Source organism: Corynebacterium guangdongense, from assembly GCF_030408915.1.
GTDB lineage: Bacteria > Actinomycetota > Actinomycetes > Mycobacteriales > Mycobacteriaceae > Corynebacterium > Corynebacterium guangdongense.
In genome coordinates, this window is sequence record NZ_CP047654.1 from 634345 (window position 1) to 647681 (window position 13337).

13 protein-coding genes are annotated in these 13337 nt (G+C 69.0%); 7 read left to right on the forward strand and 6 right to left on the reverse strand.

Going from position 1 to position 13337, the window contains the following annotated elements; genetic code table 11:
• Positions 1-25: 25 nt before the first annotated feature.
• Positions 26-961 (forward strand): adenosine deaminase family protein, encoded by a 936-nt coding sequence (locus CGUA_RS03090; RefSeq protein ID WP_290197627.1) that lies wholly within the window; start codon positions 26-28, stop codon positions 959-961.
• Here CGUA_RS03090 and CGUA_RS03095 read toward each other — a convergent pair.
• The 5 genes from CGUA_RS03095 to CGUA_RS03115 all read right to left on the reverse strand — a co-directional run bounded on the left by CGUA_RS03095 (position 958) and on the right by CGUA_RS03115 (position 4964).
• Positions 958-1704 (reverse strand): ABC transporter permease, encoded by a 747-nt coding sequence (locus CGUA_RS03095; protein ID WP_290197629.1) that lies wholly within the window; start codon positions 1702-1704, stop codon positions 958-960. The two genes, CGUA_RS03090 and CGUA_RS03095, sit on opposite strands and share 4 nt — an antisense overlap.
• The gene (locus CGUA_RS03100) at positions 1701-2423 is read right to left on the reverse strand and encodes an ABC transporter ATP-binding protein (protein ID WP_290197630.1); all 723 of its coding nucleotides are present in this window, start codon (positions 2421-2423) and stop codon (positions 1701-1703) included. Before CGUA_RS03100 ends, CGUA_RS03095 begins: the two co-directional genes overlap by 4 nt.
• Positions 2424-2506: 83 nt before the next feature.
• Positions 2507-3739 (reverse strand): SatS C-terminal domain-containing protein, encoded by a 1233-nt coding sequence (locus CGUA_RS03105; protein ID WP_290197632.1) that lies wholly within the window; start codon positions 3737-3739, stop codon positions 2507-2509.
• Between the two features lie 32 nt (positions 3740-3771).
• Positions 3772-4689 carry a C40 family peptidase gene (locus CGUA_RS03110; RefSeq protein WP_290197634.1) on the reverse strand — a complete coding sequence of 306 codons (918 nt, stop codon included), beginning with the start codon at positions 4687-4689 and terminating at the stop codon, positions 3772-3774.
• A complete protein-coding gene (locus CGUA_RS03115; RefSeq protein ID WP_290197636.1) occupies positions 4686-4964 on the reverse strand; it encodes a hypothetical protein in 279 nt (92 codons plus the stop codon). Before CGUA_RS03115 ends, CGUA_RS03110 begins: the two co-directional genes overlap by 4 nt.
• Before the next feature lie 55 nt (positions 4965-5019).
• On the opposite strand from CGUA_RS03115, the gene upp reads away from it, so the two are divergent.
• From upp to CGUA_RS03135, 4 genes are all read left to right on the forward strand, one after another.
• On the forward strand, positions 5020-5655 hold the full coding sequence (upp, locus tag CGUA_RS03120; protein WP_290197638.1) for a uracil phosphoribosyltransferase: 636 nt from the start codon (positions 5020-5022) through the stop codon (positions 5653-5655).
• A 66-nt stretch (positions 5656-5721) separates the two neighbouring features.
• Positions 5722-6036 (forward strand): helix-turn-helix domain-containing protein, encoded by a 315-nt coding sequence (locus tag CGUA_RS03125; RefSeq protein ID WP_290197640.1) that lies wholly within the window; start codon positions 5722-5724, stop codon positions 6034-6036.
• Between the two features lie 89 nt (positions 6037-6125).
• Positions 6126-7310, forward strand: coding sequence for a M20 family metallopeptidase (locus CGUA_RS03130; RefSeq protein WP_290197642.1), 1185 nt, complete (start codon positions 6126-6128; stop codon positions 7308-7310).
• Between the two features lie 96 nt (positions 7311-7406).
• On the forward strand, positions 7407-8813 hold the full coding sequence (locus tag CGUA_RS03135) for an NAD(P)H-quinone dehydrogenase (RefSeq protein WP_290197644.1): 1407 nt from the start codon (positions 7407-7409) through the stop codon (positions 8811-8813).
• A gap of 23 nt (positions 8814-8836) precedes the next feature.
• On the opposite strand, the gene CGUA_RS03140 is transcribed toward CGUA_RS03135, so the two are convergent.
• Positions 8837-11020 (reverse strand): malate synthase G, encoded by a 2184-nt coding sequence (locus CGUA_RS03140; protein WP_290197645.1) that lies wholly within the window; start codon positions 11018-11020, stop codon positions 8837-8839.
• A gap of 418 nt (positions 11021-11438) precedes the next feature.
• Between CGUA_RS03140 and aceA the strand changes: the two genes are divergently transcribed.
• Positions 11439-12767 carry an isocitrate lyase gene (gene aceA, locus CGUA_RS03145; RefSeq protein ID WP_290197647.1) on the forward strand — a complete coding sequence of 443 codons (1329 nt, stop codon included), beginning with the start codon at positions 11439-11441 and terminating at the stop codon, positions 12765-12767.
• A 13-nt stretch (positions 12768-12780) separates the two neighbouring features.
• Positions 12781-13269, forward strand: coding sequence for a ribonuclease E activity regulator RraA (gene rraA / locus CGUA_RS03150; protein WP_290197649.1), 489 nt, complete (start codon positions 12781-12783; stop codon positions 13267-13269).
• Positions 13270-13337: the final 68 nt, after the last annotated feature.

Genomic DNA, 13337 nt, shown 5'->3' on the forward strand with positions numbered 1-13337 from the left:
TAAGGTCGGGCCTACGATGGTGGGCATGAACGACTCACCGCAGATCAGCCCCGAGCACAAGCACGTCACCCGCCAGACCCTGGCCCAGCTGCCCAAGGTCATCCTCCACGAGCACCTCGGCGCGGCCGGCACCGCCGCCGACGTCGAGGCCCTGGTGCGCACCAACGTCGAGGAGCTCGCCGCGGACGGCGTGGTCTACGCGGAGCTGCGCTTCCACCCCGAGCTCGCCGAGATGGATTTCGGCGAGGCCGTCGACGCCGCGGTGCGCGCCTGTGGCGCGGTCTCCGGAATCGACGCCCGCCTGATCATCACCGCCATGCGCCAGCTGGACAACGTCGACGAGCTCGCCCGCCTCACCGTCGAGAAGAGGGAGGCCACCGACCGCATCGTCGGCTTCGACCTGGCCGGCGACGACACCCGCCTCGACGCCCACGTCGACGCCCTGCGCCACCTGCGCGAAAACTACGTGCCGGTGACACTGCACTGCTCCGGAGACCTGGCCCAGATCACCGAGGCCGTCAACCTCGGTGCGCAGCGCATCGGCCACGGCCTCAGCATCATCGACGACTTCGAGGTCTCCCTCGACGGCATCCGGACGGGACCGGTGTCCACGTGGGTTCGCGACCGCGGCCTCGCCCTCGAGCTCAGCCCCGCGCTGGAGGAGAAGATGGGCCTGATCGAGGACTACGCCGACCACCCGCTGACGCTGCTGCAGCAGATGGGTTTCGCCGTCGTCGTCAGCCCCGGCCAGACCGAGGTCACCTCCACCACCGATGAGTTCCTCCGCCTGGTGGAGACCTTCGACTACGGACTCGACGAGCTCTTCGACCTCACTCGCGCCGCGATCGAGCATTCCTTCGCCCCGGTCGAGCGCCGCCAGGAGCTGCTCCAGCAGGTCCTCGGCCACTACGAGTCACTGGCCGACGAGCAGGATCTCGACGCCGCGGCCCACGAGCACTAGACCGTGCTGCGCGGCATGGTGGCCGCGGCGACGGCCAGCGTCGCCAGCGTGACGCCGGCCAGCAGGGCGAGGTGGAGCCAGGAGTCCGCCGACAGGTCAGGGGAGGTCTGCACCTCGCGGACGACGTCGACCGCCCACGTCATCGGCAGCACCTCGGAGACCCAGCGCAGCACGGCGGGCATGTGCTCCTTCGGGGCGAGCAGCCCGCAGAGGAAGATCTGCGGGCCGATGAACAGCGGCATGAACTGGACCGCCTGGAATTCCGTGCGCGCGAAGGCGCTGGCGAAAAGGCCGAAGGCGACGCCGAAGATGGCGTCGAGAAGCGCGACGAGCAGCAGCGACCAGACCGACCCGGTGATACCCACCCCCATCGGGCCGAGGATGAGGAAGGCGAGCACCCCGGCCTGGATCATCGCGAGGAGGCCGAAGACCAGCGCGTAGGAGGCGATGAAGTTCCACCGCGAGATCGGCGTCGTCATGAGACGCTCGAGCGTGCCGGAGGTGCGTTCGCGCAGCATGACCACCGAGGTCACCACAAACATGAGCATCATCGGCAGGACCGCGAGCATGATCGGCCCGATCCGGTCGAAGGTCGCCTGCCCGCCCGGCGGGACCGGGGCGTCGACGTAGACGAAGTAGAGCAGCGTCAGCAGGATGGAGGGCACGACGACGACCAGCCCGACGGTGCGGGGATCGCTGCGCAGCTGCTGGGCGACGCGCCGGGTGGTGGCGAAGGCCCTCATGCCGGGCTCCCTCCCTCGATGAGCGCGAGGAAAGCGTCCTCGGCGGTGGTCGTGCCCGTCGACCGCTCGATCTCGGCGATGGGGGCGTGGGCGAGCAGCCGGCCGTCGCGCAGCAGCATGACCGCGTCGCAGCGGGCGGCCTCGTCCATGACGTGACTGGAGATCAGCAGCGTGGCGCCGCCCGCGGCGATGGCGTGGAAGGTCTCCCACAGGGCGCGCCGGGTCACCGGGTCCAGGCCCACGGTCGGCTCATCGAGGATGAGGAACTCCGGCGCGCCGACGAGTGCGCACGCCAGCGAGACGCGGCTGGCCTGCCCGCCGGAGAGCGAGTCCACCCGTCGCTGCGCGTACTCCGCCATCTCCACCCGCGCCAGCGCCTGTCGCGCGTCCGCCGCGGATGCCCCGGCGAGAGCGGCGAAGTACTCGACGTTGGCGCGCACCGAGATGTCACGGTAGATCGAGAGGGACTGGCTGGTGTAGGCCACCCGCCGGCGCAGCTCCGGGTGCCCGGCGGGCCGCCCCAGCAGTTCGATGGAGCCCGAGGAGAACTTCTGGACACCGATGATGGCGCGCAGGACGGTGGTCTTGCCCGAGCCGGAGGGACCGAGCAGGCCGGTGATGGATCCGGCGGGGAGGGAGAAGGAGAGGTCGGGGATGATGTGGTTGCCCTGGCGGATGACGTTGAGCCCTTCGACACGCAGCGCGGCGTCTGTCTTCATGGGGAAAGTCTAGGCCCGGGCGGGCGCGAAAAAGCGGCGGGACGGAAATAATTCTCCGCCCCACCGCGTCCGGGATGCGCCGCCTAAAACTTGGAGAAGCGCTTGACGAGCATTTCCTCCAGCTCCCGCCAGCTCTCGGCCTTGTCGGTGTACGGCCGCGACGGCACGTAGCCGGCGGACTCGGAGGAGCCGAGCATGTAACTGAGGTAGTCCTGAAAACGCGGGTTGGCCAGCAGGTACTCGTTGAGAGAGTCGTCACCGGCCCAGTCGGCGGCGTCGGCCATGAGCTCGTAGGCGCGGCTCATCTGATGGGTATCGACCGCCTCCGGGCCCTTCTCGATGTCCTCGGCCAGGCCGGTCAGGGAGTAGGAGTTGTCACGGTGGACGCCGACGATCAGCTCGCCGGAGTTGGCGGCGGTGACCAGGTCCTCCCAGGTGGAGACACGCGCCAGGTCGTGCTCGTCGTTGTCGAGCAGCCAGCGCAGCAGCTGCTTGGTGGTCGGGAAAGTGAAGATCTCGCCGTAGCGGCCCAGGAACACCGGGTCCTTGCCCAGGTAGGTGCGCAGCGTGTAGACGCTCTTGCCCTGCACGGAAATCCGGACCGGGTCGATGCCGGCCGCGGCCCAGGGCGAGGTGTCGTAGGGGTCGGCGGCTTCGACCTCGGCCTGCCGGGCCTTCTCCGCCTCCCGCCGGGCCTCGGCTGCCACGGCGGTGGAGGTCGCGATCCGCACGGAGGCGTCCTCGACGGTGGCCTTGTCCTGCGACTCGACGAGTCGGACGTGGGCGCCGAGGTCCTCGACGACCGTCCTCCAGTTGTTCAGCACCGAGCGGCCGATGGCGGACCACTCCTCCAGGCCCTGGTCGCCGGCGAAGGCGTCGGCGCCGCGGTCGACGTTGCGCAGCACCGAGTGCGACGCGAAGAAGATGACCGCGTCCTCGGCGCCGCCGACGCGGGCCAGCGACTCGGCGACGTCGAGGACGCCGGCCAGCTTCTTGACGTTCTCGTAGGAGGGGCGCTCCGCCAACAGCGCCGGCGCGCCGATGATGTCGTACTCGTCGTCCTTGCCGGGCACGACGCGGTCGGCCACCCCGGCGTCGAAGCGCTTCCACTCCGGATGGTTGAGGAGGTCGTGCGGGCGACCGGATTCGAGGTAGGTCAGCACCTCTGCCGGGGAGTGGAAGACCAGCACGTCCTCGTCGTCGCCGAGGAACGCCTGCCACTCGGCGCCGTGCTCAATCCAGGTCGGGGCCCACAGGGTGTAGAAGTCGCCCTCGGCCAGCGACAGTTTGACGGGAACGATCGCGCGCTTAGTCATGGTGGGAAAGTCTAGCCGAGGTGGCCGTTCCCTCACCCGGTCGGTCGCCAGAAACCCAGAAAGCCCATGCCGATGTTCGACGTCCGGACCGGATTCGTCTGCACCGGGTCCCCGGCCTCCACCATCATTCCGTCCCCGGTGTACATGGCGACGTGCCCGTCCCACACGGCCAGATCACCGGGCCGCAGGTCCTCGTAGTTGACCTGCTGGCCCATGGCCATCTCGGCGGCCGTGCGCGGCAGCTCAATCCCGGCCTGGGCGTAGGACCACTGCACCAGTCCGCTGCAGTCGAAGCCCGCCGGAGTGGTGCCGCCCCAGACATAGGGGGTGCCGACCTGCCCGAGGGCGGCGGCCACCGCCGCCTGCCCGCCCGCCCCGGCCTGCCCGTCCACCGTCGCCTGTCCGCTTGCCGACGCCTGCTGCATCACCGGCATCTCCTGTTCAGCCTGTGCCGCCGGGGACGGGGCGTGGGGCTGGGCCTCCACCGGGGCGGGCAACGGTGGATCCGGTTCGGGGTGGTTCTCGAGCGCGATCCGGTCCAGCCGCGCCGCCAGCGGGGCCAGCTCGTGGGCCAGGGTCACCAGGCGCTGGCCCGCCAGGGTCAGGGTCTCCGTGGCCATCACCCCCAGCTGCGCGGTGGCGGCCGGGCGCAGCAGCGGGAGGGGCAGCTGGGCGGCGACGGGGATCGACCTGCGCAGCAGATCCAGTCCCAGGGCGGTGATGTCGTCGACCGCGAGATCGATCAGCGGCCGGGCCTGCTGCGCGGTGGAGCGCAGCGCGTCGGTGTCGACACCGTGGCGCTCCAGCTGCTCGATGACCGGGCCGGGGTCGACCCCCAGGTTCTGGGCCAGCGGCCCCAGGGCGCTGACCTCCGGGAAGTCCGGAATCTGCGGCGCGAGCAGGCGCGGCGGCAGCTCACCGGCGAGGCGGTGGAGGGTCTCGACGATCACAACGTCACTCCCAGTGTGCGGGCCAGGGCGTCATCGGTGGCGCGGGCCGAGGTCACCGTGGCGTCCGCGTCCGCGGCGATGGCGGCGAGGCGGCGGCGCAGGATTCCGGTGTTGTCGTTGAGGCGCGCCGTGGCGTCGACAAGCGCCCGGAGAAACTCGGCGGTCGAGGGCGCGGTGCCCTGGTCGGCCACGCTGGCCGGCAGGAGGTGGTCGGCGGAGCCGCGGACGTCGGCGGCGAGGGCGAGGGTGTGATCGGGATCGAAATCAAGAGTCATATCTAATTGGACTGCCGAGGCGGGCCCGAGGTTCCCGCGCGGTAGATTGAAGGGCATGGAGATTCACGTCGTAGACCACCCGCTGGCCATCTCGCGGCTGTCGATCATGCGCGATGCGCGCAGCGACAACGCCGCCTTCCGTTCCGCACTGTCCGATCTGGGCGGCATGCTCATCTATGAGGCCGCCCGCGACCTGCCGGTGGAGAAGTACCCGCTGACGACCCCGGTCACCGAGACCGAGGGCACCCGGCTCAAGCAGCCGCCGATCATCGTCCCGGTCATCCGTGCCGGGCTCGGCATGATCGACCCGGCGCTGTCGATGATCAATGATGCGCAGGTCGGCTTCATCGGCCTGGCCCGTGACGAGCAGACCCACGAGCCGGTCCCGTACCTCGAGGCCCTGCCGCAGGACCTCTCCGGCATCCCGGTCTTCATCGTCGACCCGATGCTGGCCACCGGCGGTTCGCTGCTGCACGCGCTGCGTCTGCTCGTCGACCGCGGCGCCACCGACATCACCGCCGTCTGCGTGGTCTCCGCGCAGCCCGGCGTCGACGCGCTGGCCGACTCCGGCTACCCGGTGCGCCTGGTCACCGCGGCCATCGACCCGGAGCTCAACGAGGACGCCTACATCGTGCCGGGCCTCGGCGACGCCGGCGACCGCCTCTACGGCCCGCGCAACATTGATCTGTGAGGTAGGTTGAGGCTCATACCGGCGGTCGTGGGGGTCGCCGGATTCTCGGGGGACGGGGATGGCGTCATGATGCCGATCAGTGCACAGCAATTTCAGAACGAATGGCCCAGGTACGGCTACACCCTTGCGGTCAATCTCCGCGCATTGCGCCTGGCACGGGGGTTGACGCAGGAGAAGCTCGCGCACCTGGCGGGGATGTCGCGCAGCGCGATCTCCAACCTGGAGCGCAACGAATCCAACCAGGCGCGCAGCGCGGATCCGACGATGTCGACGATTTACCGGCTCTCGGCCGCGCTGCAGGTCACCCCGGCGGAGCTGCTGCCGGAGGTCGACGAGGTGGTGCTGGAGTACCGGGCCAGTTGGCCGCTGGCCCGGTCCTAGGTGGGGCCGGTGCTTATTTCCGAACCGCTTGGTCTAGTTGTAGACTCGGGCAATAAACCCGAATGCAGCACCGAGCGAGAGGATGTGCCATGCCCGTCTCCGGACATGTCGACCGTTGGTTGCGTGAACACCGCGAAGACGTCATCGGGTGGCGACGTCACATCCACGCCCACCCGGAGCTGTCCAATGCCGAGGTCGAGACCACCGAGTTCCTGGCGGGGATCCTGCGCGAGCACGGTCTGAGTCCGCAGCTCTTCCCGGGCACCGGCCTCATGGTGGACATCGGGCCCGGGGACGGGCGCATCGCCTTCCGGGCGGATCTCGACGCACTGCCGTTGAGCGAGGCCACCGGCCTCGAGTACAGCTCCACCGTCCCGGGCGTGGCCCACGCCTGCGGCCACGACGTGCACACCACCGTCGTGCTGGCGCTGGCCTGCGCCCTGTCCGAGATCCGCGAGGAACTCGAGCACGGCGTGCGGATGATCTTCCAGCCGGCCGAAGAAGTCATGGTGGGCGGTGCCGCTGACGTCATTTCCTGGGGCGCGCTGACCGACGTGGCGGCGATCTTCGCCCTCCACGTCGAGCCGAAGCTGCGGGTCGGGCGCATCGGCGTCCGCGCCGGGGCGATCACCTCGGCCACCGACGTCGTGGAGATACAGGTCCACGGCCCGGGCGGCCACACCTCCCGCCCCCACCTCTCGGCGGACGTCGTCTACGCCCTCGGCGCGCTGATCACCCAGCTGCCGGGTCTGCTCAGCCGCCGCGTCGATCCGCGCACCGGCACCGTCCTCGTCTTCGGTCAGGTCGGCTCCGGCTACGCCCCGAACGCCATCCCGGAGTCGGGCGTCCTCTCCGGCACGCTGCGCACCGCCGACATCAACGTGTGGCGCCACATCGAACCGCTCGTCGACGAGCTGGTGGGCCAGGTCCTCGCCCCGACCGGTTGCTCCCACACCCTCAACTATAACCGGGGCGTGCCCCCGGTGATGAACGACGACGTCGCCACCGCGCTGCTGGCCAAGGCCGGCCGTCGCAACGACCCGCAGGGCGTGGTGGAGGCGCCGCAGTCCTCCGGCGGCGAGGACTTCTCCTGGTACCTCGAGCACGTGCCGGGTGCGATGGCGCGCCTGGGCAGCTGGTCGGGGGAGGGCGACCGGCAGGATCTCCACCAGGGCGACCTGCTTGTCGACGAGCGCGCGATCGGCGTCGGCGTGCGGCTCTTCGCGGCGACGATCGACGAGTATCTGGCCTCCCCGGCCTCGCCGGAAATCTAGGTTCTGGCGCGTCGCCCCGGATGAACCATGCCGGAAACCCCGGACCCGCTAGGATGGGCGGACGGTACAGCCAGCATCGTTTTCGGAGGAGACACCTTGACTGCACGAATCGTCATCATCGGCGGCGGTCCCGCAGGCTATGAAGCCGCACTGTCGGGACAGAAGTTCGACGCCGAGATCACGCTCATCGAGGACAACGGTGCCGGTGGCTCCTCGGTCCTGCTCGACTGCGTCCCCTCCAAGTCCTTCATCGCCGGCGCGAACATCAAGACCGACCTGCGCCGCGCCGACGCCATGGGCCTGAACGAGGGCATCGGCAAGACCCACCTGTCACTGACGGCCCTCAACGAGCGCGTCCTCGACCTGGCGGCCCGCCAGTCCGGCGACATCCGCCAGCAGCTGGTCGACAGCGGCGTCCGCGTCATCGAGGGGCGCGGCTACTTCGCCGAGGAGCAGTCCGCCACCACCGTGCACAAGGTGCAGGTGGACAAGGCCGACGGCACCACCGAGGTCATCGAGTGCGACATGGTGCTCATCGGCACGGGCGCCACCCCGCGCGTGCTGCCCGCGGCCGCCCCGGACGGGGACCGCATCCTGGACTGGCGCCAGGTCTACGGCCTCAAGGAACTGCCGGAGCATCTCATCGTCGTCGGTTCCGGCGTGACCGGCGCCGAGTTCGTCTCCGCCTTCGCCGAGCTCGGTGTGCAGGTGACGATGGTCGCCTCCCGCGACCGCATCCTTCCGCACGACGACTCGGACGCGGCCGACACCCTCGAGACCGTCCTGGCCGAGCGCGGCGTGAACCTGGTCAAGCACGCGCGCGTCGAGGAGGTCATCAACACCGGCTCGGGCGTCATCGTCCGCACCCAGGACGGTCGCGAGATCGAGGGCTCCCACGCGCTGATGTCGATTGGTTCCGTCCCCAACACGAAGGACCTGGGCCTGGACTGCGTGGGCGTCGAGACCGAGCCCTCCGGACACATCAAGGTCGACCGCGTCTCGCGGACCAACGTCCCCGGCATCTACGCCGCCGGCGACTGCTCGGCGCTCATGCCGCTGGCCTCGGTCGCCGCGATGCAGGGCCGCATCGCCATGTACCACTACCTCGGTGAGGGCGTGTCCCCGCTGCGCCTGAAGACGGTCGCCACCGCGGTGTTCACCCGTCCGGAGATCGCGGCGGTGGGCATCACCGAGAAGCAGATCCTCGACGGCGAGGCCTCCGCCCGCATGATCACGCTGCCGCTGACGTCGAACCCGCGCGCCAAGATGCGCTCGCTCAAGCACGGTTTCGTCAAACTCTTCTGCCGCCAGCACTCCGGCATCATCATCGGCGGCGTGGTGGTCGCCCCGACCGCCTCGGAGCTGATTCTGCCGATCGCGGTGGCGGTGACCAACAACCTCACCGTCGACAACCTGGCCGACACCTTCGCCGTCTACCCCTCGCTGTCGGGTTCGATCACCGAGGCGGCGCGCCGCCTGGTCGCCCACGACGACCTGGAGTAGTCGCGCGGGCGTCGGCAGGCGTCCTACGCCAGGCCGTGACGGGCCTTGAACTCGCGTCGGCGCGCGTGCAGGATCGGCTCGGTGTAGCCCGAGGGCTGCGTCGTGCCCTGCAGGATGAGATCCTTGGCCGCCTGGAAGCCGATGGAGTTGTCGAAGTCGGCGGCCATCGGCAGGTAGTTCGGGTCGTCGGCGTTCTGCTGGTCGACGAGCACGGCCATGCGCTCCAGGGAATCGACGACCTCCTCGGCGGTGACGACGTTGTGGCGAATCCAGTTCGCCAGGATCTGGGAGGAGATGCGCAGTGTCGCCCGGTCCTCCATCAGCTGGGTGTCGTGGATGTCGGGGACGCGGGAGCAGCCGACGCCCTGCTCGATCCAGCGCACGACGTAGCCGAGGATGGACTGACAGTTGTTGTCCATCTCCTCACGCTTGTCCTCCGCGGTGTAGTCGTCCTGCCGGACCGGGACGGTGAGCAGGTCGTGGAAGCGCTCGCGGCGCCCGCGGCTGCGCAGCTCGTCCTGGACGCTGGCGACGTCGACCAGGTGGTAGTGGGTCGCGTGCAGGGTGGCGGCGGTGGGGGAGGGGACCCAGGCGGTGTTGGCGCCCTCGCGCAGCTGACCGATCTTGGTGTCGACCATGCCCCGCATGAGGTCGGTCATCGCCCACATGCCCTTGCCGATCTGCGCCCTGCCCGGCAGCGCGTGCGCGATGCCGGCGTCGACGTTGTTGTCCTCGTAGGCCTGCTTCCAGGCGGCGGTCTGCATGGCGGCCTTGCGCTCCATCGGGCCGGCCTCCATGGAGGAGTGGATCTCGTCGCCGGTGCGGTCGAGGAAGCCGGTGTTGATGAAGGCCAGACGGTCGGCGACGGCCATGATGCAGGCGTCGAGGTTGACGGAGGTGCGGCGCTCCTCGTCCATGACCCCGACCTTCAGGGTGAAGCGCTCGAGGCCGAGCAGATCTTCGACGGCGGCGAAGAGGTCGTTGGTGAAGGCGACCTCCTCCGGGCCGTGCTGCTTCGGCTTGACGATGTAGATCGAGCCGGTGCGGGAGTTGCGCAGCGGGTTGTCGGCCTCCAGCGAGGGCAGCGCCGCCAGGGTGGTGAAGACGGCGTCCATGAGGCCCTCGTAGATCTCCTCCCCGTCAACCATGATCGCCGGGTTGGTCATGAGGTGGCCGACGTTGCGGCACAGCAGCAGGGAACGGCCGTGCAGACGGATGGGGGAGCCGTCGGCGCCGGTGAACTCGAGGTCCTCGTTGAGGCGGCGGGTGAAGGTTGTGCCGCCCTTGCTCATCTCCGCGGTGAGCTCGCCGGTGCACAGGCCGTGCCAGTTGGCGTAGCCGAGGGTCTTGTCGGTGGCGTCGACGGCGGCGACCGAATCCTCGAAGTCGATGATGGTTGAGGTGGCGGACTCCAGTCTGACGTCGTTGACGCCGGCGGCGTCGTCCTTGCCGATCGGGCCGGTGCGGTCGATGTCGATGATCGCGTGCAGGTCGTTGTTGCGCAGCAGGAGGGCGCTCGGGTTGGCGCGATCACCCTGGTAGCCGCGGTAGCGCTCCGGGTTGGCCAGGGTGATCATCGAGCCGTTGACGATGGCGGACAGGCCGCCGCCGGTGATGACGTATTCGGTGACGTCGGCGTGGGAGCCCTGGGACAGCGGGGCGATCTCGTCGAGCAGGGTGCGCGCCCAGGCGATGACCCGTCCGCCGCGGACCGGGTTGTAGCCCCGGCCGACCTCGCCGCCGTGGGCGTCGGAGATGACGTCGGATCCGTAGAGGGCGTCGTAGAGCGAACCCCAGCGGGCGTTGGCGGCGTTGAGCGCGTAACGGCTGTTGAGGACGGGGACGACCAGCTGGGGGCCGGCGATGCGGCCGATTTCCTCGTCGACGTTGGCGGTCCGGATCGGCTCATCGGCCGGGCGCTCGACGAGGTAGCCGATGGAGCGCAGGAACTGCTCGAGCTCGGCCGGATCTGGCTGGCCCGGGTGGGTGCGGTGGTAGTCGTCGAGCTGGCTCTGGAGCTCATCGCGGCGGGCGAGCAGGGCGCGGTTGCGCGGGGTGAACTCGGCGACGATGTCGGCCAGGCCCTGCCACAGGTGCTCCGGGTCGACGCCGGCGCGGGGGCAGAGGACGTCGGTGGCGTAAGCGTGCAGCGAGTCGGCGACGTCGAGGCCGGCGACATTGACGTAGGTGGTGGTCGAGGCGGTCATGGGATCCTCCTGGGTGTCACGGGTAGGTGGTGTGGTGTGGGCAACACTATGGGAGGTGAGTGGCTTGGGAAACGGTCCGGCCGATTTTGCAGCTTCCGCCACCCCCAACAAAGATCATCCCATCTGAGGTTTCGCGTGCTCCGGCGCAAATAAGTGGGTTGGCCTGCACAGAAGCGGGAATCCCCGGAAAGGTGTCTACGTGCGGAAACGGGGAATTGGTGTTCACAAACCGGAGGTGGCCCTTTACACAAGTTTCGCAAATAAGCGGGAATCCCCCCACACCAAACTTCACAGAGAAGATCGTTGACTCGGACGACTGTGGACCGCAGGATGTGAACCACGCCACGAGGAGCCAGCCGCTCCCACCGAACGCGTCCCCCACACTTCCTCACCGCCACACAGAACGAGAGGCCACGCCATGAGCACCACTGGAACCCCCCGCACCGCAGCCGAGATCCAGCAGGACTGGGACACCAACCCCCGCTGGGAGGGCATCACCCGCGACTACACCGCCGAGCAGGTCGCCGAGCTGCAGGGCAACGTCCTGGAGGCCAACACCCTCGCCCGCCGCGGCTCCGAGATCCTCTTCGAGGAGATCACCAGGGGCGACGGCCACTACATCAACTCCCTGGGCGCCCTGACCGGCAACCAGGCCGTCCAGCAGGTCCGCGCCGGCCTCAAGGCCGTCTACCTCTCCGGTTGGCAGGTCGCCGGCGACGCCAACCTCTCCGGCCACACCTACCCGGACCAGTCCCTCTACCCGGCGAACTCCGTCCCCAACGTCGTGCGCCGCATCAACAACGCCCTGCTGCGCGCCGACGAGATCTCCCGCGTCGAGGGCGATGACTCCGTCGACAACTGGCTCGTCCCGATCGTCGCCGACGGCGAGGCCGGCTTCGGTGGCGCCCTCAACGTCTACGAGCTGCAGAAGGCCATGATCACCGCCGGCGCCGCAGGCACCCACTGGGAGGACCAGCTCGCCTCCGAGAAGAAGTGTGGCCACCTGGGCGGCAAGGTCCTCATCCCCACCCAGCAGCACATCCGCACCCTCTCCTCCGCCCGCCTGGCCGCGGACGTCATGGACACCCCGACCGTCATCATCGCCCGCACCGACGCCGAGGCCGCCACCCTCATCACCTCCGACGTCGACGAGCGCGACAAGCCCTTCATCACCGGCGACCGCACCGCCGAGGGCTACTACCAGGTCAAGAACGGCCTCGAGCCGTGCATCGCGCGCGCCAAGTCCTACGCCCCCTACGCCGACATGATCTGGATGGAGACCGGCACCCCGGACCTGGAGCTCGCCAAGAAGTTCGCCGAGGGCGTCAAGGAGGAGTTCCCCGACCAGCTCCTGGCCTACAACTGCTCCCCGTCCTTCAACTGGTCCGCCCACCTCGAGGCCGACGAGATCGCCAAGTTCCAGAAGGAGCTCGGCGCCATGGGCTTCACCTTCCAGTTCATCACCCTGGCCGGCTTCCACTCCCTCAACTACGGCATGTTCGACCTGGCCCACGGTTACGCCCGTGAGGGCATGACCGCCTTCGTCGACCTGCAGAACCGCGAGTTCAAGGCCGCCGAGGAGCGTGGCTTCACCGCCGTCAAGCACCAGCGCGAGGTCGGCGCCGGATACTTCGACCAGATCGCCACCACCGTCGACCCGAACTCCTCCACCACCGCCCTCAAGGGCTCCACCGAGGAAGGTCAGTTCCACGTCGGGACTCCGGCCTCCGCCTCCGCCACCATGTAAAGGAAAGACCCCCATGTGCACCTTCATCCCCACCGCCGACATCGCCGACATCTACGGCAACGACGTCGTCAGCTGCGACACGCAGATGCGCGACTTCGGAGGCAAGACCGACTTCGCGGGCCGCATCGTGACCATCCGTTGTTTTCAGGACAACCAGCTGGTCAAGGAGACGCTGAACAGTCCCGGCGAAGGTAAGGTCCTCGTCGTCGACGCCGGGGGTAACACGCAGACCGCCATGGTCGGCGACAAGATCGCCCAGGCGGCGGTGGACAACGGATGGAGGGGCATCGTGGTCAACGGGGCAATCCGTGACTCGGCGGGCATTGCGCAACTGCCCATCGCGGTCAAGGCCATCGGCACCAACCCCCGCAAATCGGCCAAGGACGGACTCGGGGTGATGGAGGTCCCGCTCACCTTCGGCGGAGTCACCTTCATTCCCGGGCACACGCTCTATGCGGACAGCGACGGCATCATCCTCATGCCGGAGCCGCTGATGAACTGATGCGCCCCGGGTGACCCCCGCCGGCGCCGCTGAACCGGATGGTTCCCGAAGGGGAGGGCATGATTCCG